The organism is Microbacterium sp. PAMC22086, from assembly GCF_019443525.1.
Lineage (GTDB): Bacteria > Actinomycetota > Actinomycetes > Actinomycetales > Microbacteriaceae > Microbacterium > Microbacterium maritypicum.
In genome coordinates this window covers 126740-152426 of record NZ_CP080380.1, presented here as the reverse complement: position 1 = coordinate 152426, position 25687 = coordinate 126740, and the positions used below count along the sequence as shown (strand labels likewise).

Annotated in this window: 29 protein-coding genes and 1 pseudogene; 23 read left to right on the top strand and 7 right to left on the bottom strand. The window is 66.3% G+C overall.

The window, feature by feature from the left end:
- The first annotated feature begins 7 nt into the window (after window positions 1–7).
- The 11 genes from KY497_RS00720 to KY497_RS00670 all read left to right on the top strand — a co-directional run bounded on the left by KY497_RS00720 (window position 8) and on the right by KY497_RS00670 (window position 8633).
- Window positions 8–1078: an acyltransferase family protein gene (locus KY497_RS00720; protein WP_219869577.1), complete on the top strand. Its 1071-nt coding sequence runs from the start codon at window positions 8–10 to the stop codon at window positions 1076–1078.
- Window positions 1079–1144: 66 nt separating this feature from the next.
- Window positions 1145–1618, top strand: coding sequence for a hypothetical protein (locus KY497_RS00715; RefSeq protein ID WP_219869576.1), 474 nt, complete (start codon window positions 1145–1147; stop codon window positions 1616–1618).
- A gap of 70 nt (window positions 1619–1688) precedes the next feature.
- Window positions 1689–2354: a thioredoxin domain-containing protein gene (locus tag KY497_RS00710; RefSeq protein ID WP_058631453.1), complete on the top strand. Its 666-nt coding sequence runs from the start codon at window positions 1689–1691 to the stop codon at window positions 2352–2354.
- Window positions 2351–3340, top strand: coding sequence for an NAD(P)-binding domain-containing protein (locus tag KY497_RS00705; protein WP_308813125.1), 990 nt, complete (start codon window positions 2351–2353; stop codon window positions 3338–3340). The genes KY497_RS00710 and KY497_RS00705 overlap by 4 nt, the downstream gene beginning before the upstream one ends.
- 8 nt (window positions 3341–3348) lie before the next feature.
- On the top strand, window positions 3349–4263 hold the full coding sequence (locus KY497_RS00700; RefSeq protein ID WP_058631454.1) for a cation diffusion facilitator family transporter: 915 nt from the start codon (window positions 3349–3351) through the stop codon (window positions 4261–4263).
- A 43-nt stretch (window positions 4264–4306) separates the two neighbouring features.
- Window positions 4307–4924, top strand: a complete 618-nt coding sequence (locus KY497_RS00695; RefSeq protein ID WP_165875501.1) for a copper resistance CopC family protein — start codon at window positions 4307–4309, stop codon at window positions 4922–4924.
- Window positions 4917–5450 carry a signal peptidase II gene (gene lspA, locus KY497_RS00690; protein WP_058631456.1) on the top strand — a complete coding sequence of 178 codons (534 nt, stop codon included), beginning with the start codon at window positions 4917–4919 and terminating at the stop codon, window positions 5448–5450. The genes KY497_RS00695 and lspA overlap by 8 nt, the downstream gene beginning before the upstream one ends.
- The gene (locus KY497_RS00685) at window positions 5447–5782 is read left to right on the top strand and encodes a DUF6804 family protein (protein ID WP_045278974.1); all 336 of its coding nucleotides are present in this window, start codon (window positions 5447–5449) and stop codon (window positions 5780–5782) included. The genes lspA and KY497_RS00685 overlap by 4 nt, the downstream gene beginning before the upstream one ends.
- A gap of 25 nt (window positions 5783–5807) precedes the next feature.
- Window positions 5808–6758 (top strand): cytochrome c oxidase assembly protein, encoded by a 951-nt coding sequence (locus KY497_RS00680; protein WP_058631457.1) that lies wholly within the window; start codon window positions 5808–5810, stop codon window positions 6756–6758.
- Between the two features lie 124 nt (window positions 6759–6882).
- Window positions 6883–8346, top strand: coding sequence for an apolipoprotein N-acyltransferase (gene lnt / locus KY497_RS00675; RefSeq protein ID WP_232762584.1), 1464 nt, complete (start codon window positions 6883–6885; stop codon window positions 8344–8346).
- Complete coding sequence (locus tag KY497_RS00670) at window positions 8331–8633, top strand: DUF3515 family protein (protein WP_256934238.1); 303 nt, start codon at window positions 8331–8333, stop codon at window positions 8631–8633. Before lnt ends, KY497_RS00670 begins: the two co-directional genes overlap by 16 nt.
- Before the next feature lie 24 nt (window positions 8634–8657).
- On the opposite strand, the pseudogene KY497_RS00665 reads toward KY497_RS00670, so the two are convergent.
- Window positions 8658–9116, bottom strand: a pseudogene (locus tag KY497_RS00665) (transposase); the annotation flags it as partial.
- Between the two features lie 551 nt (window positions 9117–9667).
- Between KY497_RS00665 and KY497_RS00660 the strand changes: the two are divergent.
- Window positions 9668–10726 (top strand): IS30 family transposase, encoded by a 1059-nt coding sequence (locus KY497_RS00660; protein ID WP_218026634.1) that lies wholly within the window; start codon window positions 9668–9670, stop codon window positions 10724–10726.
- Between the two features lies 1 nt (window position 10727).
- Here KY497_RS00660 and KY497_RS00655 read toward each other — a convergent pair whose 3' ends face one another.
- Both KY497_RS00655 and KY497_RS00650 read right to left on the bottom strand, forming a co-directional pair.
- On the bottom strand, window positions 10728–11090 hold the full coding sequence (locus KY497_RS00655) for a hypothetical protein (RefSeq protein ID WP_219869575.1): 363 nt from the start codon (window positions 11088–11090) through the stop codon (window positions 10728–10730).
- A 92-nt stretch (window positions 11091–11182) separates the two neighbouring features.
- Window positions 11183–11491, bottom strand: a complete 309-nt coding sequence (locus tag KY497_RS00650) for a transposase (RefSeq protein ID WP_218026646.1) — start codon at window positions 11489–11491, stop codon at window positions 11183–11185.
- Window positions 11492–11615: 124 nt separating this feature from the next.
- On the opposite strand from KY497_RS00650, the gene KY497_RS00645 reads away from it, so the two are divergent.
- The 4 genes from KY497_RS00645 to KY497_RS00630 all read left to right on the top strand — a co-directional run bounded on the left by KY497_RS00645 (window position 11616) and on the right by KY497_RS00630 (window position 14964).
- Window positions 11616–11807, top strand: a complete 192-nt coding sequence (locus tag KY497_RS00645; RefSeq protein ID WP_229778946.1) for a hypothetical protein — start codon at window positions 11616–11618, stop codon at window positions 11805–11807.
- A gap of 67 nt (window positions 11808–11874) precedes the next feature.
- Window positions 11875–12252: a hypothetical protein gene (locus tag KY497_RS00640; RefSeq protein ID WP_256934669.1), complete on the top strand. Its 378-nt coding sequence runs from the start codon at window positions 11875–11877 to the stop codon at window positions 12250–12252.
- 317 nt (window positions 12253–12569) lie between these two features.
- Window positions 12570–13589: a TerC family protein gene (locus KY497_RS00635; RefSeq protein ID WP_055877000.1), complete on the top strand. Its 1020-nt coding sequence runs from the start codon at window positions 12570–12572 to the stop codon at window positions 13587–13589.
- 94 nt (window positions 13590–13683) lie between these two features.
- On the top strand, window positions 13684–14964 hold the full coding sequence (locus KY497_RS00630; protein WP_219869574.1) for a hemolysin family protein: 1281 nt from the start codon (window positions 13684–13686) through the stop codon (window positions 14962–14964).
- A 132-nt stretch (window positions 14965–15096) separates the two neighbouring features.
- Here KY497_RS00630 and KY497_RS00625 read toward each other — a convergent pair whose 3' ends face one another.
- The 4 genes from KY497_RS00625 to KY497_RS00610 form a co-directional block, all read right to left on the bottom strand.
- The gene (locus KY497_RS00625) at window positions 15097–15915 is read right to left on the bottom strand and encodes an SDR family NAD(P)-dependent oxidoreductase (protein ID WP_258185780.1); all 819 of its coding nucleotides are present in this window, start codon (window positions 15913–15915) and stop codon (window positions 15097–15099) included.
- A gap of 34 nt (window positions 15916–15949) precedes the next feature.
- Window positions 15950–16609: a cation diffusion facilitator family transporter gene (locus KY497_RS00620; RefSeq protein ID WP_141386893.1), complete on the bottom strand. Its 660-nt coding sequence runs from the start codon at window positions 16607–16609 to the stop codon at window positions 15950–15952.
- Window positions 16609–16944 (bottom strand): helix-turn-helix transcriptional regulator, encoded by a 336-nt coding sequence (locus tag KY497_RS00615; protein ID WP_141386892.1) that lies wholly within the window; start codon window positions 16942–16944, stop codon window positions 16609–16611. The genes KY497_RS00620 and KY497_RS00615 overlap by 1 nt, the downstream gene beginning before the upstream one ends.
- 63 nt (window positions 16945–17007) lie before the next feature.
- Window positions 17008–17556 (bottom strand): hypothetical protein, encoded by a 549-nt coding sequence (locus KY497_RS00610; protein WP_017828076.1) that lies wholly within the window; start codon window positions 17554–17556, stop codon window positions 17008–17010.
- A gap of 155 nt (window positions 17557–17711) precedes the next feature.
- Between KY497_RS00610 and KY497_RS00605 the strand changes: the two genes are divergently transcribed.
- The 7 genes from KY497_RS00605 (at window position 17712) to KY497_RS00575 (ending at window position 25687) form a co-directional block, all read left to right on the top strand.
- Window positions 17712–18911 carry a sensor histidine kinase gene (locus KY497_RS00605; RefSeq protein WP_219869573.1) on the top strand — a complete coding sequence of 400 codons (1200 nt, stop codon included), beginning with the start codon at window positions 17712–17714 and terminating at the stop codon, window positions 18909–18911.
- Window positions 18908–19510 carry a response regulator transcription factor gene (locus KY497_RS00600; RefSeq protein WP_141386889.1) on the top strand — a complete coding sequence of 201 codons (603 nt, stop codon included), beginning with the start codon at window positions 18908–18910 and terminating at the stop codon, window positions 19508–19510. The genes KY497_RS00605 and KY497_RS00600 overlap by 4 nt, the downstream gene beginning before the upstream one ends.
- A gap of 223 nt (window positions 19511–19733) precedes the next feature.
- Window positions 19734–20498, top strand: a complete 765-nt coding sequence (locus tag KY497_RS00595) for an rRNA adenine dimethyltransferase family protein (protein WP_219869572.1) — start codon at window positions 19734–19736, stop codon at window positions 20496–20498.
- Window positions 20499–20539: 41 nt separating this feature from the next.
- A complete protein-coding gene (locus KY497_RS00590; RefSeq protein ID WP_218682006.1) occupies window positions 20540–21046 on the top strand; it encodes a methylated-DNA--[protein]-cysteine S-methyltransferase in 507 nt (168 codons plus the stop codon).
- Between the two features lie 88 nt (window positions 21047–21134).
- The gene (gene thrC / locus KY497_RS00585) at window positions 21135–22538 is read left to right on the top strand and encodes a threonine synthase (RefSeq protein ID WP_219869571.1); all 1404 of its coding nucleotides are present in this window, start codon (window positions 21135–21137) and stop codon (window positions 22536–22538) included.
- A 223-nt stretch (window positions 22539–22761) separates the two neighbouring features.
- Window positions 22762–24099 (top strand): cytosine permease, encoded by a 1338-nt coding sequence (locus tag KY497_RS00580; RefSeq protein WP_055877025.1) that lies wholly within the window; start codon window positions 22762–22764, stop codon window positions 24097–24099.
- A 40-nt stretch (window positions 24100–24139) separates the two neighbouring features.
- Window positions 24140–25687: a hydantoinase/oxoprolinase N-terminal domain-containing protein gene (locus tag KY497_RS00575; RefSeq protein WP_218682009.1), complete on the top strand. Its 1548-nt coding sequence runs from the start codon at window positions 24140–24142 to the stop codon at window positions 25685–25687.

Genomic DNA, 25687 nt, shown 5'->3' with positions numbered 1-25687 from the left:
TCGGGGCATGGTCTTCGAGCACGCGAGCACGCTGCCGCCCAAACTGCACGGTCGAGCTCGACGCGTCTCTGACACGGGTCGTCTCCTTGTTCCGGATGCACTCCGCGGGTTCGCGATTGTCGCGATGCTCATCGCGCACGCGGCTCCTTTCGTGCCGAACGCACCGTGGGCGGTGCAATTCATTACGGCGAACTTCAGCAGTGTCGCGTCGCCGCTCTTCGCTCTTGTCATGGGCATGTCGGCGGAGCTTGTGTGGAGACGCGGCGGCGCTGTGGGGGTGACGTTGCTGCAACAGACTCTGCGTGGCCTGTTCCTCATCGTCCTGGGTGTTTGGATGGCCACGTGGGGCTCCTGGCTGGCGGTCATCCTTAGCTACCTCGGACTGCTGATCATCATCGGCGCGCCCCTTCTACTCCTGCGCAGCTCGGCCGTGATTGCCGCGACAGCGGTCCTCTTCCTGGCCAGTCAGCCATTGCTGAGCGTCGCACGCACCTGGATTCGGGTTTACACCGCGCCACCGCCCGTACGTGAGGTCATGACCTGGATGTTCCTCGGCCCTCAGTACCGGGTGCTCAACCTGTTGCCGATGTTCCTCATCGGCGCCCTGTTGATCCGTCACGGCTTGAAACGCGATCGCTTGTTGTGGATTATGGCGGCCGTGGCACCGTTGGCGTATCTCGCCTGGGGTTTCGGGCAGCGCTTCGGCACGGTGGTGTCCGGGGATTACCTGGACTCTCTGAGAGATATTGGCTTGGTGTTCGCCGTCTACGTCTGCGTTGTACTCGGGGCTACGGTGCGGCGGGAGCACGCAGAACGTTTTTGGGGTGCTGTCTTTGTTCCCTTGTGCGCCTGCGGTCAGGTGGCGTTGTCTCTGTACTTGCTGCACGGCAGTCTCATCGCATTTTGGAGTAACGCGTATGGCCGCCCTGCCGAGAACTTCTACTTGGGCTGGCTGGTGATCGTTCCGGGCATGATCGTGGTGGGTTGGTTGTGGTGGCGGTTCGTTGGAACTGGCCCAGTTGAATGGGTGATGGGCTGGCTCAGCGGACGTCCCAAGTCTTCCTCGCTTCGCCGGTAGAGCGGGTGCGTGGCTCTGGGGCTCGCAAGAAGACTTGATTGGTCGGGCTGGTACCATCCTGGGGTCATGGTCGTCCACGGTCGCACTCGCAACTGCGCCAGCCGCGCCGACGATTTCCTGATAACGAAGATCATTACAGTCCTCGGACTGGCGCTTCTTCTCGTTGTTGGAGCGTGGCCGGGCGGCCATCGTGATGCGACAGATGCGACTCCGTATCTGAGCACCACATCCTCGTCGTCACTAGGGACGCCTTCTGCTGGTCATTTTTCGGCGGGTTCGGGTGAAAGCGTTGTCGGCGCGACCGCGGAACAATTCCTGGCCGGGGATAGCGCGAACGGCATCGTGATCGGCGTTGCCGGGTGCCTCTTGGGTATCATCTGCTGCTTCTTGGTGCTCATCGTCACGCGGAACTTCCGCCGTCACGTCCCCTCTTCTCACATTCGCGAACGTTTGCCGCGCGCACCATCACTGGCAGCTATGACGGGGCGCCTGTTCGCATTGCCTCCTTCTCTCACACAGCTTTCTCTGTCGCGGACCTGACTCCGGCGGCGCCATCTCTTCGATGGCGCTCCACTGGTCGTCCCCGTTCGTTGTGTGTGTCTGGAGTGTTATGAAATCTTCCGTGAAAGCGGTACTTGTCACCGTGTCTCTCGCCGTGGTGTTGCTGGTCGTCGCACTGGTCTTCGTCCTGATTAATCAGAATCAAGCTGCCGCACCCGAGACGGGGACCGCTGACGGTCCACAAGTCGTCCGTGAGAACTCGCACGTCCTCGATGACGGAGGAGAAGGGGCGGTGACGGTGGTCGAGTTCCTCGATTTCGAGTGCGAGGCCTGCGGTGCTTTCTATCCCCTCGTCGAGGATCTCCGCGGCAAGTTCGATGGCGAGATCACCTACGTGATCCGCTACTTCCCGCTGCCTGGTCACCTCAACTCAAAGAACGCCGCAATCGCTGCCGAAGCCGCAGCGCAGCAGGGACGGCTCGAAGACATGTATCACCGCCTGTTCGAGACGCAGTCTCAATGGGGTGAGGCTCAAGAGTCTCGTGCGGACCTGTTCCGGGGGTTTGCGGAGGAACTCGGATTGGACATGGCCGCGTTCGATGATGCGGTCGCTGATCCGGCGACAGCGGAACGGGTTCAATTCGATCTCGACGAGGGTGAGCAGCTCGGTGTCAGCAGTACCCCCTCGTTCTTCATCGATGGGGAGCCTGTCGTGCTGGAAACGTGGACCGATCTGGAGGACAGCATTGAAGCCGCCGTGAACGGTGCTGAATGATGGCGCGTTCGCTATCGCACCGTCGAGTCATCATCGTCGGTGCCGGGCACTCCGGATTGGCGACAGCCGCCGCGCTCAGGTCCTCTGGGCTTGAGCCACAGAAAGACTTCGTGATCATCGATTCTGCACCCCCCGGTCGACGAAGCTGGGCCACACGGTGGCAGTCGATGAAACTGCGCAGCGCGGCACGCCACAGTGTCGTCCGCGGGTTCCCTTTCCCGGGCGATGGAGACCGTCATCCGAGTGTGGATGAGATGTCCGATTACCTGTCTTCGGTGGAGAAAGCCCTCGGTGTGAAGACCGTGTGGGGCACTCGTGCTCTTGGAATCAACCGGTTGGGCGACGGATCCACGCTGCATCTGTCGACCTCCGCCGGGGAAGTGCAAACCCGAAATGTGGTCTGTGCAACGGGAGCTGCCGCGGTGCCGCGCATACCGGGCTGGCGCCCGGGATTGGCCGTACCCGGTGTTGTGCTGCATTCCAGCCAGTACCTCTACCCCGCCCAGATACTTCCCGGCCACGTGTTGATCGTTGGCGGCGGATTCAGCGGAGTGGAGATTGCTGAGGAGCTCGCGTCCTCCCACGACGTCACCCTCTCCACTCGAGCGGAACCCTCAGGGGTGTCGGAGCGGCCTATCTGGTCGAGGCTGCGACGTAAGGGTGCGCTCTCCGAGGCACGCCCCCGCGTAGCTTCGACAGACGTCACTCATGCCGTCGCCGTGACGGAGGTTCACGGAGACACCGTGATGTTCGCCGATGGGGCGTCCGTGAAGCCGCATTCCGTGATCCTTGCGACCGGGTACAGGCCGGCAGACGCATGGCTGCCCGATTCGGAGCCGCCCGGTCAGCCTTTGCACGTCAGTGCACGCATCCCGGGACTGTTCACTGTTGGCATGCCCCGTTACTCCCGGGCGGATGCGGACACCCTCGTTGGGGCGGGTCGTGATGCGGCGACCGTCGCCCGACTCATCGTTGGACGGCCGTAAGGAGCACCATGACAGAAGCAGGGCACAGTCACGGTATTGGTGACGCCACTCCTCGCAATCGCCTGGTCATCGCGTTCGCGATCACCTCTTCGGTCTTCATCGTCGAAGTGATCGGGGCGATTATCACAGGCAGCCTCGCACTGCTCGTTGATGCGGCGCACATGCTCACCGATGTCGTCGGGTTGGCGATGGCCGTCACCGCCGCGCATCTGATGAATCGTCCCCCGACTCCCAGGTACACCTTCGGTCTTCAACGCACGGAGGTGCTCGGTGCGCTCGCTCAAGCAGCTCTGCTGCTCGGGGTGGGTATCTTCGCGCTCGTGGAAGGCGTACGGCGGCTGTTCGAGCCCCCTGAGATCGCATCGGGAAGTCTGCTGTTCTTCGGCATCGTCGGTCTCGTCGCCAACATCGCCTCCATGCTCGTATTGTTCAGCGGCCGCGGACGCAACCTCAACATGCGCGCCGCGTTCCTCGAGGTCGTCAACGATGCCCTCGGTTCCGTCGGCGTCATCGCCAGCGCCATCCTCATCGCCGTTTTCGGTTGGTATCAGGCGGACGCCGTCGCGGGCGTCTTGATCGCGCTCCTCATCATCCCCCGCACCCTCATCCTGTTGCGAGCATCCGGCCGGGTATTGATGGAGTCCACACCTGCCGGCCTCGATCTCGAGGATGTCCGCCGCCACATCCTTGCCCTGCCGCACGTGGTCGCTGTGCACGACCTCCACGCGACCCAGGTCTCGACCGACCTCCCCACGCTCACCGCCCATGTCGTGGTCGATGACACCGTCACGATGGAAGCTTCCGCCGCACTGCTGACATCACTTCAGCAATGCGTCAGCGAACATTTCGCCGTGAGCATCGAACACTCCACCTTTCAGATCGAACCCGAATCCCACCCCGGAGAGCACGACACCCATGCATAAACGCCTCTCGGCACGCACCGCTGCCGTCCTCACCACCCTGTTGTTGTCGGCATCCGTCGTCCTTGGGACTGCATCTCCGGCGGCCGCTCACGACGACTTCGTTTCGTCGTACCCCACCGCCGACTCGACCATCAACGGCTCCCCCGACGAGATCTCTTTGATGTTCACCGGGGCCCTCACCGGTGGTGACGATGCAACGGTCGTCGAGGTTATCGATGAAAGCGGAGCAAACGTCGCCGTCGACCCGCCAACGGTGAGCGGTGACTCGATCACTCAACACCTCTCCCCCGACGCCGCAACCGGCATCTTCACCGTCCGCTGGAAGACCGTCTCCGCCGACGGACACCCGATCAACGGGGAGTATGTGTACACCGTCACGCCCGCGACGGACACGGAACCCAGCACTCCGACCACAAGCCCCACCCCTGAAACCTCCCCAACGGAGGAGCCGGAACCGGCCCGACCCGCGCAAACATACGGTGGCACGGCATCCGGCGGCGGTGCTTTCGAACTGCTCCCCCTGTTCTTCCTCTCGGGTCTGGCACTGATTCTGGGGATCGGCGTTGTGGGAGTGGTTATGGCCGGGCGCCAGCGTCACCAGCGCGACCGCGCACAGGCCGCCAAGGATGCTGCAGCTAAGGAGAAAGACGCCGATGCGTGATCGAGTCCGCCGGTCGGCCGTGATGCTCATCGTCGCCGCCATCGTCATCCTGATCGATCAAGGCACCAAGACTCTTGCTCTGAACACGTTGCGGCAGGATGCGCGTATACCGCTGATCGGTGACTGGCTCGGTCTTCAACTGGCCTTCAACCCCGGGGCGATCTTCTCGCTCGGGGAAGGCTCCACATGGGTCATCACCGTCATCGGGGTCGCTGTCACCGCGGTCCTCATCGTTGCCGCCACCCGAGCCCGGAACGTGTGGTCGGCGGTTGGTTTCGGTTTCATCGTGGGCGGTGCGATCGGGAACCTCATCGATCGCTTATTCTCGCCGCCCGCGTTCGGGATCGGGCACGTCACCGATTTCCTCGCCTACGGGAACCTGTTCATCGGCAACCTCGCCGATATCGCTCTCGGCATCGGTGCCGTGTTCCTCATCGTCGCGGGTCTGCGCACGAGCCGTCGCCGGCCAGACCCCACGTCCCGCCCCGACGACCCTGTACCCGCCGAAGAAACGGTTCACCCATGAGTCCCAAAGAACGCGTCCCCTCCACTTACCAGCGGAACGCCCTGGCCCCCAGCCTCGTCGCCGCCGCGATCCTGTTTCTGGCCCCGGCGCTCTTCCAGGCGAATTGGGCGCCGCTCGTCCTCTTCATTGCCTCAATTTTCGGGCTGATCGTCGCGTGGTTTGCGCTCCAGGCACGCCACTGGTGGTGGATCCCGGTCTTCCTCGCCATTGCCGTGCTCTGGAATCCGGTGATGCCCTTCCCCTTCTCCGGTGTCGTGTGGACCACAGCACAACCCATCGCGGCCGTGGTGTTCCTGGCAGCGGGGGCGACGATCAAGGTGATCCGGAAGTGAACTGCGCGATCTTCTTGTCACGACCATGCGTATGAGCGGCGAGATCCCCGACAGCCCCCCATCTCTGCAGGCGTTCCTCGCACCGGCCGACATTCCGCTTCCAGTGCTACCGATCGTTGCGGGGATCCTCGCTGCGCTGTATCTCGTCGGCGCGATCCGGTTGTGGACGCACGGGCGTCGTTGGCCCGTGTGGCGCACGGTCAGCTTCCTGCTCGGGTGCGTTCTCCTCGCGGCGGTCACCGGTCTGGGTGTTGAAACCTACGGCCAGGCGCTGGTGTCCGTTTTCATGTTCCAGCAGCTCACTCTGATGATGATGGTGCCGCCGCTACTGGTCCTCGGCTCACCCGGAACCCTTCTTCTGCGATCAACACCGCACCATGGGGCGGGACGGGTAGTCCTCACAGCGGCCCACAGTGCTCTTCGAAGCCCGGCCGCGAAATGGATACTCAGCCCGTGGGCCACTGTCCCGCTGTACCTGTTCGCGTTCTACGGCATCTACCTTGCGGGTGCTGCCGATGCCATCCTCGCTCTCCCCGGGGGCCACGTCGCACTCGAGGTCGGATTCCTCCTCGCCGGCATGCTCTTCACCATCCCCATCCTGTCCTCCGATCCGCTGCCGGTCAGGTTGGGTCATGGTGCCCGTGCACTGGACGTGTTTGCTGAAGCCGCGCTCCACGCGTTCTTCGGGGTGTTCCTCATGATGGCCAGCACGATCCTGGTCGGCTCATTCGTCGCCCCCACCAAAGCACTGGGCATCGATCCCCTCGCCGATCAGCAGCTAGCCGGCGCTCTGGCATGGTCCTACGGTGAAGCCCCGACCGTGCTGATGTTGATCTACGTGATGCATCGCTGGTTCCGCAGCGACACCGCCCGGGCTGCCGCGGCCGACCGGTACGCCGACGTGCACGGGAACACCGACCTCGACATGTACAACGCCTACCTCAAAAAACTGAGCTCTCATGACCGTGACCGCTGACCCATTGGTGAGACACGCCCTCTCCGTTCGACCACGGCGCGGGAACCCCCGAGCGCACGATGCGCGCCTACCAGCTGGGGTGCCGTTTCCCGTAGCGATCGTCGCGTCCGCCATCGCAGGAGGCATGCTGGATCTCGCCTACCCCGCAAACGGGTGGTGGCCCGCAACGTTCGTGAGCGTAACCATCGGGCTGTGGACGCTCCGCGGACGCTCTCTACCCGGGGCGTTCCTGATCTCCCTCGTCTACGGCGCGACCTTCTACTTCACCCACCTGGTATGGGTGACCCGGTTTCTGGGACCCATCCCATGGGTCGCGCTGGCTGGCTTGGAATCCCTGCTGTTCGGTGCCGGCGGTGCGCTGATCGCACTCGCCTATCGGGTCACCACCACCCGCGCGGGATACGCGTATCGTGCGATCACTCCCATGCTCGTCGCCGGGGTATGGATGCTGCGAGAAACACTGATGGGGAGTACGCCGTACACCGGGTTCCCATGGGCGCGCGTCGGTTTCAGCCTCGCCGAGAGCCCGCTCGCGGAAGCCGCTTCATGGGTGGGAACCACGGGGCTGTCCTTCCTGACCGTTCTCGTCTGCGCGAGCGTCGTGGAAGCCCTCATCCTCCGCCGATGGGAGCCAGCAGCAACGGCCGTGGTCATCGTCGTTGCCGCGATAGCCATCCCTCTGTTCCCCACCGAGCAAGCGGGAATGATGCGCGTCGGATGGGTACAGGGCAACGGACCCAGCGGCTACTTCGACACCAGGACACCAGGCGACATCCTGCGCGCACAGGAAGAAGCGACATCTCCTCTCCTGGGGCGTGAAATGGACCTTCTCGTCTGGCCAGAAGGGGCCGTCGACGCCGATCCCCTGCGCGATGCCGCCGTCGCAGACCGCCTTGATCGACTCGTGCAGAGTGCCGGCACTCCGGCACTGGTGAATGCGGCAACCACCCGCGGAGCCGACACGTTCAACACCTCCATGCTGTGGACCAGCGCCGGGCCGCAGCAGCTCCACGACAAGGTCAACCCCGTCCCTTTCGGCGAATACGTCCCGGACCGTTGGTTCTACGAAGCCATCGCCCCCGACCTCATCGGATTGATACAACGCGAGTACACGCCCGGCTCCAACACACCCCTCATGAACGTTGACGATGTGCCCATCGGTCTGGCGATCTGTTTCGACGTCATCTACGACGACGTCATCCACCAAAGCGCTGCCTCTGGCGCGCAAATGTTCGTGTTTCAAACCAACAACGCGGACTTCAGAGGCACCGACGAGAACCTCCAACAGCTGGCCATCGCCCGCATGCGCGCGCTCGAAACAGGGAGAACTGCGGTGAACGTCTCCACCACCGGGACCAGTCAAGTCATCGGCCGCGATGGAAAGGTGCTGGCGCAGGTTGCGGTGGACACGACCGCGGCGAAGATCACCGAGGTCCCCCTCCGCACCGGCACGACTCTCGCTGTCGTGCTGATGCCGTGGCTCGACTGGATGCTCAGTATCGGAACGGTACTAGCGCTGCTCGTCATGTCGATCCGACCGCGACGGACTCGTGCTGACTCCCAGGAAGACGGATGGATGACGTTGTGAAGCTCAAGATTCTGACCTCTGTCGCGGCGCTGTGCGCACTGCTTGTGCTCACCAGCTGCGCACCCACCATCCACCTCGAGCCCGCAGCAAACGCGAACGACCCGCTGTGCGCAGAGGTCACCGTACGACTACCGGACTCAATTGGCGACCAGGCTCGCGTCTGGACGGACGCTCAGGCCACCGCAGCATGGGGTACCCCCAGCAGCGTGCTCCTCACCTGCGGGTTGGAGCCCCCGGCCCCCACCACCCTGCAATGTGTCAGCTTGGGTGGCGTCGATTGGGTCTGATGCAGGAACAGGTGACTGTTCTGGTCAGGCCGCGAGGGCCAGTTCTTCGTTCATGATGGTCTCGAACTCGACCGGCGTCAATCGACCCAGGCGGACCTGTCGACGTCGCCGGTGGTAGGTCCGCTCAATCCAAGTCACGATCGCGATGCGTAGTTCCTCGCGAGTGGCCCAGGAGCGCCGGTTCAGGACGTTCTTCTGCAGCAGGCTGAAGAACGATTCCATTGCCGCGTTGTCGCCGCAAGAAGCTACCCTGCCCATCGATCCGACGAGGTTATGCGCGGTGAGTTCTCGACGCAGCTTCCTGCTCCGAAATTGCGATCCTCTGTCCGAATGGACGATGCAGCCGTTCACGTTTCCGCGCATCCGGGCGGCGTTGCGGACAGCGCGGACCGCGAGAGACGCTTTCATCCTCGAGTCGATCGAGTAGCCCACGATCCGGCCGCTGAACGCGTCTTTGACAGCGCAGAGGTAGAGCTTGCCCTCGGCGGCTTGGATTCCAGCAGTCGTCGCAACACCAGCGGCGAGGAGCGGAGATGCCGGCGAGGAAGTACACCGAGCAGCAGAGGTTGGCGTTTCTGGCGTTGATCGATCGGGGCGGATCGGTGCGGGCAGCTGCGCTGGCCGTCGGCGTGAGTCCGGATCGCGGCTACCGGTGGATGAAGCAGGCAGGGTTGTCGACGCCGCGGAGCACGCAGCGCAAGCACACCCCGGAGGACAAGGCGGAGTTCTTCAGACGGCTCGCTGTGAGCGGCAACGTCTCGGCGGTCGCACGCGAACTCGGCTTCAACCGGGTCACCTGCTACGCCTGGGCGCATAAGGCGGGGATCTTCACGGGCGCTTATGCGGACGCGAAGCGGCAGGAGTTCCTCAAGCTTCGACGTGAGGGCGTTTCGCGCCGTGAGGCCGCCCAACGGTTGGGCGTCGAATCTCACCAGGCACTGGACTGGGACAAGGGCATCCGCGTGTTCTCGAAGGGCCGGATCTACCCCGACGGCAGAGTGGTGCTCTACCGGCCTGAGGAGGTCCTGGCGAACGTGAAGAACCCGAGAACCGCATGGGTGCAAGGCGAACGCGTCCCCCTCGCCCGTGTCGAGCAGATCATCGATGCTCGCTACCTCAGCCTCCTCGAGCGAGAACGGCTGAAGGACCTGATGATGACGGGTCTGTCGATCCGGAAGATCGCAGCGATGATGGGCCGGGCGCCTTCGACGATCAGCCGCGAAGTCAGACGCAACACCGTCAGCAGGAGCGGCTATCTGCCTCACACGGCGCACCGCGTCTCCGTGAAGCGGCGTGAGCGCCCGCGGGCAGCGAAGCTCGCGCTCGACGGCCCTCTGCGGGACTATGTCGCCACCAAGCTCAAGAAACGATGGTCGCCGGAGCAGATCCGTCATCGCCTTCAGCGAGACTTTCCCCATGACCCGGGGATGCGCGTGAGCTGCGAGACGATCTACCAGGCGATCTACGTCCACGCGCATGGAGAGCTGAGACGCGAGTTGGCAGGCTCGCTGCGTCGCGGTCGTTCGCGCCGCAAACCGCACCGTGACCCGCAGACGCGCACGAGCAGGTTCATCGACGAGATGACACCGATCTCAAAGCGCCCCGCCGACGTCGAAGGCCGCACGATCCCAGGGCACTGGGAAGGCGACCTGATCGTCGGCGCCGGCAGCGGTTCAGCCGTCGCGACACTCGTTGAAAGGACCACACGCTACGTGGTCCTCGGCCATCTTCCGATTGAGCGCACTGCCGATGCTGTTCGCGACAGCCTCGTTACCGCGCTGCAGGGGATGCCGGCCGCTCTGAAGAAGACCCTCACCTGGGATCAGGGCGCGGAGATGAGCGAGCACCGGGCCTTCTCCCTCGCCACGGACATGGCGGTCTACTTCTGCGAGCGGGCATCACCCTGGCAGCGCGGCACGAACGAGAACACCAACGGGCTGCTCCGGCAGTATCTCCCCAAAGGCACAAACCTCCGCGCCCACGATGCCGGGGCCCTGGCCGCCATCGCCGACGAACTGAACGACCGACCGCGCAAGGCGCTGGGCTGGGACACTCCGACGGAGCGGATGAATGCTTTACTGAGCCCGGGATAGTTCACACCGTTGCGACGACTGCTGGAATCCAAGCAGTCTTGTGCTCGGTGATATCGGTCAGCCAGAGCTGGTTCGGTCCGGAAGCTGTGAACTGGTGTCGTTCGCGGCCGTGCTCGTCGATGATGACGCAGAGGTCGTCGTGAACGGCGGGGCCGGGCTTCTTTCCATTCTTGCCGCGCTTCTTCCCGAACACGGACCACCAGCCGTTCGCAGACGTGATCCGCCATGCTGTCCGGTCCGACATCGCCTGGCCCTCGTCGCGGGCTTCGTCGGCAAGGAGCCGATACCCGAACTCCGGGTCGTCGCGGTGGGCGTCGAACAGGGCGTTCGCCCGATACGCCTCATCCAGGTTCCGCTGACTCACGGGGTGACGCCGCCAGCGGTAATACGGCTGGCGAGCAAGCTTCAGAACCCGGCACGACACCACGACGGGAATCCCGTCCGCGGCGAGCTCGCTTACGAGCGGGTAGAGCCTTTTCCCGGCAGATGAGCCTGAGACAGATACGCGGTCGCGCGGCGCAGGACCTCGACCTCCTGCTCGAGGAGGCGGTTGCGTTTGCGGAGTTCACGCACCTCGGCGGATTCCGACGACGTCTGGCCAGGCTGCTCGCCGGCCTCGATCCGCGCCTGACGCATCCACTTGTCGAGAGTGCCCACATGGACACCGAAGTCCTTCGCGATCTGCGCGAGAGTGACCTCCGGATCACGACTCTCCGCAACGCGGATCACATCGTCGCGGAACTCCTTGGGAAACGGCTTGGGCATGATGACATCCTTCCAGGCCAGCCATCTCGGCTAGCCACGCTAGATGTCACCTGTTCCTGCATCAGACCCTGTTGTCCAGGGCGAGCTGTTTCGGGTCAGCGAGCGAACCCAACCAGACGGCGGTATGAGTTACGACTTTGCGTGGCTCAACGGCCCGGCGGGCGGCACCTACGGGTTCACCTTGGCTCCGTCGTCTGGTCAGATCGCAGCGACGGAACTTGTCGCACAGGCGAGCCAGTTCGTCGCCGCGTTCTACGGACCCGGCGGCATCGGAGAGACGGACTTCCCGGATCACATCCCGGCCTACAGAGCGTAAGTGCCCTGCCTGCCGATGCTTCAGCCTTTGGCGACGCGACCGCCTGGCCGACCACGGCCTCGTCGAGATGCAGCGCAACCGCTACACCCGGGTCGCGCCGATCGATCTGGATCAGGTCCGCAATGCCGTCGACCTCTTCGGCGACATCTGGATCGGCGCGGTGCGTCATGTGATGCCTCGGATCCAGGACGACGACACCGCGTACCTCGCCGAGCTCGCCGGGGAGATGTCGACAGCGGTGAAGGACCGCGACGTCGTCGGCTTCGGGATCGCACTTCGTGCGACCGCGACGAGTTTCGCGCGCATCGAGGGCAACGCCTCGCGCGCCGTCGTCATCGACCGCCTCGGGCCGCAGATCCGTCGGTTCAGTCAGCATGCGAAGGACGCGTTCGACTGGGATGTCGTCGGCGCCTTCGTCGTTTCCCTCCGAGAGGCGATCCTCTAGCGCGATGCGAGCAAGACCCGCGCCGTCCTGGTCGCCTTCTTCGACGACGCGCTCCCCGCCATCATCGATCGCGCCGAGGAGCAGGACCTCACCCCCTCCGACGCCCCGGAGTAGCGGACCGCCTGCATGTCACTTTCGGCAGATCCACAGGAATCGCAGAGGGTCTTCTTCTAATCTGGGAAATCCCAAGGGGAGTACTCCGACACGGTGGGGTCGTCATTACGGATGCATGTCGCATCCCGGGCCACCGGTTCCATGTCTCATGGAATGGAGAAGACTTTGGCGGTACTGTCGTACCTCGAGTCTGGAGCCCTCATTTGGATATCACGCCGCTGATCTGGGTCATCACGATCGCGATCACGATCGCCTTCTTCGTCTACGAGTTCTTCGCCCACGTGCGCACCCCGCACGAGCCGACGATCGCGGAGTCGGCGCGCTGGTCGATCTTCTACATCAGCCTCGCGCTGTTGTTCGGCGTCGGCATCGGCGTCTTCTCCGGATGGACGTTCGGTGGGGAGTACTTCGCCGGGTATCTGACCGAGAAGGCGCTGTCGATCGACAACCTCTTCGTGTTCCTCATCGTCATGACCGGCTTCGCCGTGCCGAAGAAGTACCAGCAAAAGGTGCTGATGATCGGCATCGTCATCGCGCTGATCCTCCGCGGAATCTTCATCGCCGTCGGCGCGACGCTCATCGAGAACTTCTCGTGGATCTTCTACCTGTTCGGTGCACTGCTGCTCGTGCTCGCCTACCGTCAGGCATTCAGCAACCACGAGAGCAACCCGGCCAACGGACGTTTCATGACGTTCGTGCGCCGTCACCTCCCCGTCAGCGACGAGTACAACGGCGACCGCCTCACCGTGGTGAAGAACGGCAAGCGCTTCGTCACGCCGATGCTCCTCACGATCATCGCGATCGGGTTCATCGACCTGGTGTTCGCCGTCGACTCGATCCCTGCGATCTACGGTCTCACCGACCAGGCCTACATCGTCTTCACGGCGAACGCCTTCGCGCTGATGGGTCTGCGCCAGCTGTACTTCCTCATCGGCGGACTGCTCGAGCGCCTCGTCTACCTGGCTCAGGGGCTCGCGGTCATCCTCGCCTTCATCGGCGTCAAGCTCGTGCTGCACGCGATGCACGTCAACGAGCTTCCGTTCATCAACGGCGGCGAGCCGATGCTGTGGGCTCCCGAGATCCCGATCTGGTTCTCGCTGCTGTTCATTGCCGCCACCATCACGATCGCGACCGTGGCCAGCCTTCTCAAGACGCGTCGGGCACCGGATTCCGTTCCGGCCGGCGCCGACACCACCACCCGCAACGACAAGGAGCACTCTTGAGCGCGCAGCGCTGTTCTGATTCTTCGGACTCTGACAGTACGAGCGCCCGGTTCATCCCGGGCGCTCACCCCACCACAGACGAGGCGGCCCTCTGATGGGCGACCTGCTCTGGAACATCGCCCTCGTCTTCGCGTTCGTGCTGATCGGCGGTGTCTTCGCTGCGACGGAGATGGCGCTGGTCACGCTGCGCGAGAGTCAGATCAACGCCATCGGTCAGCGCGGGCGCCGCGGGGCGAAGGTCGCCGCCCTCGCCCGCAATCCCAACACCTTCTTGTCGGCGGTGCAGATCGGTGTGACCGTCGCCGGGTTCGCCTCGGCGGCGTACGGTGCGACATCGATCGCGCCGTCGCTGGCACCGGTGCTGGAGTCGTGGGGCCTCGCCCCTGCTCTCGCGCTCACGGTCGCCACGCTCGTGCTCACCCTCGTGATCGCCTATCTGTCGCTGGTGCTCGGCGAGCTCGTGCCGAAGCGCCTCGCGATCCAGCGCAATGCGCAGTTCGCCTACGCGGTCGCTCCCGCACTCAACGGGTTCGCGACGGTCATGCGCCCGGTGATCTGGTTGCTGTCGGTGTCCACGAACGCCCTCGTCCGGCTGCTCGGCGGCGATCCGCACAAGACCAGCGACGAGATGACGGATGAGGAGGTGCGCGACATCGTGGCCAGCCATCAGGGGCTGCCCGATGACGAACGGCGCATCCTCGACGACGTGCTGTCCCTCCGCGGTCGCCAGGTCAGCGAGGTCATGCGACCGCGGCCCGAGGTCGTCGCCCTCGACGAGGCCGCGAGCGTCGGCGAGGTGATGGCGCAGGTGCGCGACCTTCCGTTCTCGCGCTACCCCGTCTCGGAGACCTCGATCGACGACATCACCGGGTTCGTGCACGTGCGCGATCTCTTCGAGGCCGCATCCGACGATCCGACGCGTCCACTGAGCGCGCTCATGCGCGACATCCCCTATATCCCCTCGACCGCACGTGTGCTGCCGACTCTGACCCGCATGCGCGCAGAGGGGCACCACATCGCGGTGGTCGTCGACGAGTACGGCGGGACCGACGGCCTGGTCACTCTGGAAGACCTCGTGGAGGAGGTCGTCGGCGAGATCTTCGACGAGTACGACGCCGAGGTGTTCATCTCGGCTGACGACGGCATCGACGGACGACTCAACCTGCAGGACTTCGAGGAGCTCACCGGATTGTCGATGCCGCGCGGTTCGTCCGACACGATCGCCGGATTCGTGACGGAGCAGCTGGGGCGTCTCGCCGTCGTCGGCGACGTCGTGGAGGTGCCAGGCGCCACGATCCAGGTCGCGGAGCTCGATCGACGACGCATCGCCCGGGTGCGAGTCGTGACCGAACAGGTCGCCGAACCGGAGGCCTGAGCTCGAAAGTCGGCGGCGGCGACGCTCTCGGTCCCGACCGGGATCAGGTCGGGAAGCGCACCCCGGTGATGCTCTCCGCCGCCGACCACAGAGCCGACCCGATGTCCGCGGAGCGCACCTCGTCGGAGGCTGTCACCCGTGCCGGCGCCCCGCGGAACTCGAGCAGTCCGCCAGGACCCCAGTAGTCCCCGCCGGCCACATCGGCCGACGTGGCCGCGTGCACGATCGGCAGCGCGCCGCCGTCCTTGCCCTGTGCACGAGCACGCGCGTCGGTGCGGCCAGGGCGCGGATGACGCCGGACACCGGGGTGAGACCCGCACGCGGCGGGGTGAGCGGATCGACCGCGTAGCCGGGGTGCGCGCACACCGCAGAGCGCGAGGAACCGGACCAGCGTCGCGCCAGCTCGAACGCGAAGGCCATCAAGGACGCCTTCGATCGTCCGTACTGGCGGAGTGAGGGGCCGCTCCACGGGTCGTCGAGGGTGTCGGGATCGAGGTGCGCGAAGCGATGGGCGATCGAGCCGACGGCGACCACACGCGCATCCGGTGAGAGGAGCGGCTCGAGCTGTGCGACGAGGGCGAAGTGGCCGAGGAAGTTGGTGCCCACCATGAGGTCGAATCCGTCGCTCGTGCGCGCCGACCGATCGGCAGCCTTGACCCCGGCGTTGCCGATGACCGCGTCGAGCTTCTCGTCCACCTCTGCGGCCGCCCTGGCCACGCTGTCGAGGGAGCCGAGGTCGAGCGTCAGCACGCGCAGGTCGGCGCCGGGCACCTGGCTCCGGATCGCGGTGACCGCGGTCCTGGCGCGCTCGGGGGAGCGGCACCCCAGCAGCACGCGCGCCCCTCGGGTGGAGAGCTGCTCCGCGCACCAGTAGCCGATGCCCGCGTTCGCGCCGGTGACCAGCACCGTGCGTCCGAGCAGGTCTCCGGGTGGTGGGGGAGCGGCATCCATCTCCCCAACCTAGGTGCAGGTCGCGCTGCTCGCCTCAGCGGTCGCTCTCGTGCTGGTCGTCGTCTTCGAGGAGCATGCCGACCGAGGTCGCGCAGGCGTCGCCCTTCCACGCCTCGATGCCCTCGCGTACCGCGAACGCGGCGATCACGAGCCCGGCGACCGCATCGGCCCACCACCATCCGAGCAGGGAGTTGGCGACCAGGCCGACCAGCACCGCGGCGGAGAGATACGCGCAGAGGAGCGTCTGCTTCGAGTCGGCGACCGCCGTGGCCGAGCCGAGCTCGCGACCCGCGCGGCGCTCGGCGAACGACAGGAAGGGCATGACGACGACGCTCGCGGCGGTCAGGAGGATGCCGATCGTGCTGTGCTCCGGGCGTTCTGCGGTGACGAGAGCCGTCACGGACGTCGTCGTCACGTAGATCGCGAGGGCGAAGAATGCCACGGCGATCACGCGCAGCGTCGGCTTCTCCCAGCGCGCGGGATCGCGGCGGGTGAACTGCCAGGCGACGGCGGCCGCGGAGAGGACCTCGATCGTCGAGTCGAGGCCGAAACCGATGAGCGCTGCCGACGACGCGACGGATCCCGCACCGATCGCGATGACCGCCTCGATCAGGTTGTAGCCGATGGTGACGCCGACGATCAGACGGATGCGGCGGTGCAGGATGTCGCGTCGCGATGCGGTGGACGTGGTCATCAGCAGGTGCAGCCGTCGCCCGCGCAGCAGTCCGGCTCGACGATGAGCATGACGCGTATGAGCATGTCGAGGGCCGGCGCGAGGTGGCGGTCCGCGAGCCGATAGCTGCTGCGTCGGCCGTCGGGGACGCTCTCGACGAGTCCGCATCCGCGCAGGCACGCGAGGTGGTTCGACATCGCCTGGCGTGAGACGCCGAGGGCGTCGGCGAGGTCGGCGGGATAGCGGGGCGCTTCGCGCAGTGCGAGCAGAACTCCGGCGCGGGTGGGATCCGAGAGCGCGTGCCCGAGTCGGGCGACGGCGGCCGTGTGGGTGAGCGAGGCGAGAGCGGTGGTCACGCACCCCACTGTACAGAAAGAGCTGAATTCAAGAAGCCTTGAATTCAGCTCTTCCGTGACAGATCAGCGGATGGCGTACACCGCGCTTCCGACGATGACGGCGACGACGGTGGTCCATCCGATGATCGCCACCGCCTGCCAGAACAGGATGCGCGCCCTGCCGATGCCGGACGCGGCGAGCATCGTCGCGGTGAACTGCGTCGGCAGCAGGAGCGGTCCGAGCAGGCTGACCCCCGGCACGCCGTAGCGTTCGAAAGCCCGCTGGAACTTCTCGCGTCGGGCGCTTCCACGGCCCGTGTCCGAGACCTCCGCGACCGGCTCCTCGACCGTGCCCCCGCCGGCACCGGCGAGCGCTGCGGTCTTGGCGCGCGAACGGTTCACGACGGCCTGGCGCGCTCCCGAGCTCACCAGCACCACCACCAGGACGCAGAGGAAGTTGCCCACGATCGCGGCGATCGCGGCGATCACCGGGGAGATGCCGCCGAGAATGCCGATGCTCACCGCGCCCTCGCCCTCGATGAAGGGGACCGCGCCGGCGAGGGCGACGATGAGCGGCTGCACGAGCTCGGGGACCTGAGCCACCAGGTTCTGGAAGTTCTCGATGAGGTTCATGGGATGCTCCCGGTTGTCGGTGCGAACGGAGTCTCCGCCGCGATGACTCCAGTCCAGCCGAGCACGCCCTTCCGCGGCAGTGTCGGCCCGTCACCGCTTCCCGGGCGGATCGCACGACGAGACCGTGACAACTGTCACGGCTCTATCGTGGGAGCGTGACCCGCGTTCCCTCTACCCTCGCCGCCGCACCCGCGCCAGGCTCCCGTCAGCTCGCGCGTGGCATCACCGCGACCTGGTGGTACACGGTGTCGGCCGTGCTGTTCATCGAGCTGATGCTCGTCGGAGCGTGGACGGGCATCGCCGCCGCGGTCGATCTGAGCGGAGGCATCCTGCTGTTCATCGGTCTCGGTGGTCTGCTCTGGTGCGCGTCGACGCTGATGCTGCTCCTGGACTATCGCCACCGCCTCGATGCGGAACCCGGGGTCGCCTGGGGTCGGCTGGCTGTGCCGTTCGTCGTCGCGTTGGGCTACGGAGTGACGGCTGGTCTCCTCGTCGGCAGCTGGCAACTCGCCGCCATGCCGGTGGTGCAGTTCTTCGTCCTGCTGAGCTGGCCTCGCGGCGTGCGGGTGCGGGTCGTCGCCGCGGCGACCTTCCTCCTGATCGCGCTCGCCCTGGTCGATTCGGCGACGAGCGGGGTGGGCATCGGGCTTCCCTGGTGGATGCCGGTCATCTACGGGGCGATGCTGCCCGGAATGAGCGTGAGCTCGCTGTGGTGGTGGGATGTGCTGGTGACCCTCGACCGCGCAAGGGCGTCCGAGGCCCGGCTCGCCGCGACCCAGGAGCGCCTGCGCGTGGCGACCGATGTGCACGACCTGCAAGGGCACCATCTCCAGGTCGTCGCGTTGCAGCTGGAACTCGCCGAGCGTCTGCTGCCGGACGACCCGGAGGCGGGGATGCAGCAGCTTCACGCGGCGCGGATCAGCGTCGACGAGGCACGCCAGGGCACCAGAGACCTCGCGATGCGGTTCCGCTCTGTCCCGCTCGGAGACGAGCTGGCTAACGCCCGTGATCTGCTGACCGCGGCCGGACTGCAGGTGGATGCCGCGATCGATGCGGATGCCGATGCGGCGCCGGCGTCCGCTCTCGGACCCGTCATCCGGGAGACGACCACGAACGTCCTGCGGCACGGCGGCGGGGTGCATGCGCGCCTCGTGCTGACCCGGACGGCCGATGCGTGGCGCTACGAGATCGCGAACGACGTGGCGGTCGGCGCCGAGATCGAACATGACGGCTCGGGTCTCGAGGGCGTGCGGCGGCGGATCGAGGAGGCGCACGGCTCCCTCGACGTGCGGCGCGATGCCGATGAGTTCGTCGTGGCAGTGACCGTGCCCTCGACCTCGGAGGAGGCGCGATGATCCGGGTGCTACTCGCCGATGACGAAGGGATGATCCGCTCGGCCCTCGCGGCCCTGCTGCGGCTGGAGCCCGACATCGACGTCGTCGCAGAGTGCGCCGACGGTGAGCAGGCGGTCGCCGAGGCGCTCCGGCTGCAGCCCGACGTGTGTCTGCTCGACCTGGAGATGCCGGCCCTCGACGGCGTGCAGGTGGCCGAGAAGGTGAACAGGGCGATCGCGACGCGTTGCGTGGTCGTCACCCGCCATGCGCGTCCGGGGGTGCTGCGCCGTGCCTTGGCCTCCGGGGTGGCAGGCTTCCTGCCGAAGTCTCGCGGAGCGGACGAGGTCGCAGCGGTCATCCGCCGCGTCGCGGCAGGAGCCCGCTACGTCGATCCGGAGATCGCTGCGGACGCTCTGAGCGATGAGCGCTCGCCTTTGACGGATCGCGAGCTCGACGTGCTGCGGGCGGGCCGTCGCGGAGAGACGACCGGGCAGATCGCGCGGGCACTCTCGCTCGCTCCCGGGACCGTCCGCAACCACATCTCCGTCATCCTCGGGAAGCTCTCGGTCGGCACGCGTCAGCAGGCCGTGCTCATCGCCGAGGAACGCGGCTGGATCTGACGGCCGATAGGCTGACGGACATGGGAACAATATGCGCTGCGCCCATGATGGGGCGCACCTTCGTCGTACGCGACCGCCGCGCCTGACGGCGCGCTCGCTCTTCGCACGCATCTGCGCGCCGTCCACCGAGATGTCATCGCACCTCGGGACGGGCAGTCCTCACTGACGCTCTCCGCGTCCTCCCTCCTTCGGGGTGCTCCTATTCTTCTTCTGGAGCGCACTCATGCCTCGTTCAATCCATGGCGGCCGTCACGAACTCGGCCAGAACTTCCTCACCCACCGTCCGACCCTCGCCCGCCTCTCCACCCTCGTCGGTTGCACCTCCGGCTCGATCCTGGAACTGGGCTGCGGTGACGGCGCGCTGACCCGCGCACTCGCGCAACTGGGCAGGCCGCTCACCGCGATCGACGTCGACGAGCACCGCGTGCACCGACTGCGCAGGGCGCTGCCCGGAGTGCGCGTCGAGGTCGCCGATGCCACGCGGCACCCGTTCGATGCCGAGGTCGTCGTCGGCAACATCCCCTTCCATCTGACGACGCCGATCCTGCGGCGGCTGCTGTCGAGCGGGTATTGGAATGACGCGGTACTCCTGACGCAGTGGGAGGTGGCGCGCAAGCGGGCAGGCGTCGGCGGCGGCACGATGATGACGGCGCAGTCGGCGCCGTGGTTCGAGTTCTCCCTCGAGGGCCGGGTGCCGGCGTGGGGGTTCTCGCCGCAGCCGAGCGTGGACGGCGGTCTGCTCGCGATCACCCGTCGTGGTTCACCCCTCGTGCCGGACGCCGACCGACGGGCGTACGACGCGTTCGTCCGGGCCATGTTCACGGGGCGCGGAGGCGGTCTCCCCGCGATCGTGGCGACAGCCGCTCGCCTCCCGATGCCGCGGGCGCGACGTGCGGTGGCGGACTCCGGCGCGGGGGAGCGTCGCCTTCCGCGCGATCTCCGTCCGCAGGACTGGGCAGCGCTCTGGCATCAGGTCGCTCGAGGGTGACACAGCTGTCGGGGGTCGGGAGTCGGAGGTAGCCTCGACGCATGTCGGCCTTCGGAACGCTCTCGACTCCCGTCGGTGTCATCGGCGTGGTCAGCGACGGTGCGGCGATCACCCGCGTCATGTGGCGGTCGACTCCGCCCGAGGGCGTAGTCGTCCCGCAGGACCCCGCCGTCGATCCCCTGCTCGCCGAAGCGCTGGGGCAGCTCACCGCCTACTTCGACGGCACACTACGTCGCTTCGACGTTCCCATCGATCTCGGCGAGCAGACCGCGGCGACGAGGGCGGTGCTCACGGCCCTCCACGAGACGGTCGGGCAGGGGGAGACGATCACCTACGGCGGGCTCGCGGCGCGCAGCGGCACGGAGGTGCCGGCCAGGGGCATCGGATCGATCATGGGCGCTAATCCCGTTCCGCTGATCGTCCCCTGCCATCGGGTCGTCGCGGGCGACGGGCTCGGCGGATACTCCGGCGGTGACGAGGGGCGTGGACTCGAGACCAAGCGCTGGCTGCTCGAGCATGAGGGGGCTCTGCCGGCGTCTCTGTTCTGAGCCGACGCCGGGCTTCCGTCATCGCGTCATTTCTGGTGCGAACACCCTGCGAGAATGGACGGGCCGAGTCCCGAGCCGAGGAGCCAACGTGCAGTTCATCTCCACCCGCGGCGGCATGCAGCCGCAGTCGTTCAGCGAGACGCTGCTGGAGGGCCTCGCGCCCGACGGCGGCCTGGCTGTGCCCGAGGTCATGCCGACCGTCGACGGCGAGACGCTCGAGCGCTGGCGTGCGCTGACCTACCCGCAGCTCGCGACCGAGGTGCTCGGCCTGTTCGCGACCGACATCCCGCGCGCGGACCTGGCGCGGATGACGGATGCGGCCTACGCCGATTTCCCCGACGGTGTGGTGCCGCTGCGGGCGATCGATGATGATCTGACTCTGGTCGGGCTCTCCGAAGGCCCCACCCTGGCGTTCAAGGACGTGGCCATGCAGTTCCTCGGCCAGGTGCTCGAATACACGCTGGAGCGCAACGACTCCGTGCTCAACATCCTCGGTGCCACCTCGGGAGACACCGGCTCGGCGGCCGAGCACGCCCTGCGCGGCAAGGAGCGGGTCGCCGTGTTCATGCTGTCGCCGCAGGGGCGCATGAGCGCATTCCAGCGGGCGCAGATGTTCTCGCTCGATGACGCGAACGTGCACAACATCGCGGTCGAGGGGGTCTTCGATGACTGCCAGAACCTGGTCAAGAAGCTCGCGGGAGACCTCGACTTCAAGCGTGCGCAGCACCTCGGCGCGGTGAACTCGATCAACCTGGCGCGCATCACGGCGCAGACCGTCTACTACTTCTGGGCCTGGCTGCGCGCCACAGATGCCGGCGGCTGGACCGAACTGTCGTTCACCGTGCCCTCCGGGAACTTCGGCAACATCCTCTCCGGGTTCTTCGCCAAGCAGATGGGGCTGCCGATCCGTCGCCTCGTGCTCGCCGCGAACGAGAACAACGTGCTGGACGAGTTCTTCCGCACCGGCGTCTACCGCCCGCGCAGCGCCGCCCAGACGCTCGCGACCTCCAGCCCCTCGATGGACATCTCCAAGGCATCGAACCTCGAGCGCTTCATCTTCGAGTTGGTCGACCGTGATCCTGCCCGCGTCGTCGGCGCCTGGGACGACCTCGAGGCACAGGGCCACTTCGACTTCTCCTCCGAGCAGGAGCGCTTCCTCGAGGAGTTCGGCATCGTCAGCGGCACGTCGACCCACGAGGACCGACTGGCGACCATCCGCTCGGTGTACGAGACGACCGGTGAGGTCATCGACCCGCACACGGCCGACGGCGTCAAGGTCGCGCGCGAGTATGTCGAGCCCGGCGTGCCGATGCTGGTGCTCGAGACCGCCAAGCCGGAGAAGTTCGCCGAGACCATCCACGAGGCCATCGGCGTCGAGCTCGGCTATGCGCCGGAGCTGCAGGAGATGCTCGATGCCCCGCAGCATATGACCGAGATGGCCGACGACGAGCACGCGCTCCGCGCCTTCATCCAGGCGAACGCGCTGCACTGATTCCGCGGTCGCCAGACCCACGCTTCGAATCGAGACCCACTCCCGCCGGCGTCGGCGGGAGTGGGTCTCGTCGTTGACGCGAGGTCTCGCCCGGTCGCGGAAGCGGTGCGGATGTGCGATCAGCACATCCGATGGCGATCCTCGTGCGATATGCACATGTCGGCTGTGTGGGAAGCGTCGCTACTGTGGCGCACAACCCGTTCCCTCCTCCCGAAGGATCCTCATGGCACGCACGGCGCACGCAGACGACTTCGCGCTCTCCCGAGTGACTCCCGAGGCCCGAAAGCCCTGGTTCGGAATCGCCGTGCAGCGATTCGGACAGGTCTCGGCCCTCTCGCAGTTCCTCCTCGGCGCGACCCTCGGCTACAGCATGACTTTCGGCGAGGCCGTCCTCGCCTTCCTCTTCGGTTCGCTCATCCTCGAGGTGATCATGTGCGTGGTCGGGTTCATCGGGCAGCGGGAGGGGCTCAACACCGCGCTCTTGGCGCGCTGGACCGGCTTCGGTGAGATCGGAGCCTCGCTGGTCGGGCTCGCGATCGGCATCAGCCTGATCGGCTGGTTCGGAATCCAGTCGGCGATCTCCGCGCAGTCGCTGGACGCCCTCATGCCCGGTGCGCTGCCCGTGTGGGCCTGGAGCCTCATCTTCGGCCTCGCGGTCACCGCGATCGTGGCCTTCGGATTCGTCGGGATGCAGTGGCTCGCGAACATCACCGTGCCGCTGTTCCTGATCCTGGTCGGTTGGTCGGTCATCACCGAGCTGAGCCGGCACGACATCGGTGAGCTGCTCACGGGGCCCGCGCCCGGTCCGACCATGAGCGTGTGGGCTGGAACCGGCATCGTCGCCGGCGGCCTCATCGTCGGTGCGATCATCACGGGTGACATGACCCGCTTCAACCGCTCACGCGCCGACGTCGTCAAGCAGACCGTGCTCGGTGTCTCGCTCGGCGAATTCGTGATCGGACTCGCCGGCGTACTGTTGGCCCACGCTGCCGCCACCGGAGACATCGTCGCGATCGTCACGTCGTCGGTCGGCTTCATCGGCTTGTTCATCGTGCTCACCGGCACGCTGAAGATCAACGACTGGAACCTGTACTCCTCGACCTTGGGCCTGGTGAACTTCATCTCCACCGCATTCGGCAAGAACCTGCACCGCGTCACCACGACGATCGTGCTGGGCGTCGTCGGATCCATCCTCGCCGCGGTCGGCATCCTCGGACAGTTCACCGAGTTCCTGATCGTGCTGAGTGTCGCGTTCCCGCCGATCGCCGGCATCATGGTCGCCGAGTACTACGTGGTACGCCGCTGGCGTCCTGATCTGGACGCCACCCGCGAGGCCGGCACTCTCCCGGCGACCGCGCCGCGCATCGTCCCCGCGACGATCGTCGTCTGGCTGGTCTCCGCGCTGGTCGGCTACTTCGTCACCTGGGGCATCCCATCGCTGCTCAGCCTCTTCCTGTCGATGGTGCTGTACATCGTGGCAGGAAAGCTCGGCTGGGTCCGCGGCGTCGGAGTGGCGACGACGCGGCAGGCGACCCCGGTCGAACAAGCAGCGACGGCCTGAGCCGCCCGAGACAGACATCCCTCCCAGGAAAGCGAGAATCATGCACATCGGTATCGACGTCGGCGGCACCAACACCGACGCAGTCCTCATGGACGGCACCCGCACTCTGGCGGGGGTGAAGCACTCGACCACCCCCGACGTCACCAGCGGCATCATCCAGGCGATCGAGGATCTGCGCACCGGACACTCCTTCGAGGGCGCAGACATCGATGCCGTCATGATCGGCACGACGCACTTCATCAACGCGCTCGTGCAGGCGCGCCGGCTCGCACCCGTCGCCGCTCTGCGGCTCGGCTTGCCCGCAACGCGGGCTCTGCCTCCTCTGATCGACTGGCCCGAGGTGCTCGTCGAGGCCACACAGGCTCGCAGCTACCTCGCGCACGGCGGCTATGAGTTCGACGGCCGGCCGATCTCGCCCCTCGACCCCGAGGAGATCCGGGCGCACGCCGAGGACATGAAGGTGCATGGCATCCGCTCGGTCGCCATCTCCTCGGTCTTCAGCCCGGTCAACCACGACCTCGAGGTGCGGGCGGCGGAGATCGTCGCCGAGGTGCTGGGGGCGGATGCCGCCATCTCGCTGTCCCACGAGATCGGACGCATCGGGCTCCTCGAGCGCGAGAACGCGACGATCATCAACGCCGCGCTGCGTGAACTCGCGTCCGAGATCGTCGACGGGCTCACCTCGGCCGTGCGCGCCCAGGGCATCGAGGCGCCGATCTTCCTCAGCCAGAACGACGGCACGCTCATGGACGAGGAGTACGTACGCCGTTACCCGGTTGCGACCTTCGCCTCGGGGCCGACGAACTCGATGCGCGGTGCCGCCGCCACGAGCGGCCTCGACGATTGCGCCGTGATCGACGTGGGTGGCACCACGGCCGACATCGGCCTGCTGATCAACGGCTTCCCGCGTGAGACGGCGAACGAGGTGAAGGTCGCGGGCATCCGCACGAACTTCCGGATGCCTGATGTGCTCTCGCTCGGCATCGGCGGCGGCAGCATCGTCGATGAGGAGACGGCCGAGGTCGGGCCGGCATCCGTCGGCTACAAGCTGAACACGGAGGCTCTGGTCTTCGGCGGATCGACCCTGACCGCCACCGACATCGCGGTCGCGGCCGGACGCGCACAGGTGGGAGATGCGAGCAGGGTCGCACACCTCGACCCGGTGTTCGTCGAGCGCGTGCTCGCCCGCATCGCTGAGCGCGTGTCCGAAGCCGTCGACCGCATGCGGACCTCGCCCGAGCCCATCGCGGTGGTCGCGGTCGGCGGCGGCTCCATCCTGCTCCCGGATGAGCTGCCGTTGTTCGGGACCGTACACCGCCCTGAGAACTATGCGGTCGCGAATGCCATCGGCGCATCGATCGCGCAGGTCGGCGGAGAGATCGACAAGGTCTACGCGATCGAACCCGGCCGTCGCGAGGAGACGATCGCCGAGGTGCGGGCAGAAGCCGTCGACAAGGCGATCGCGGCCGGCGCCGAGCCCTCGACCGTGTCGATCATCGACTTCGACGAGGTGCCGATCCCCTACCTTCCCGGCAACGCGACGCGCATCCGCGTGAAGGCCGTCGGCGACCTCGACATGGGAGCGTGA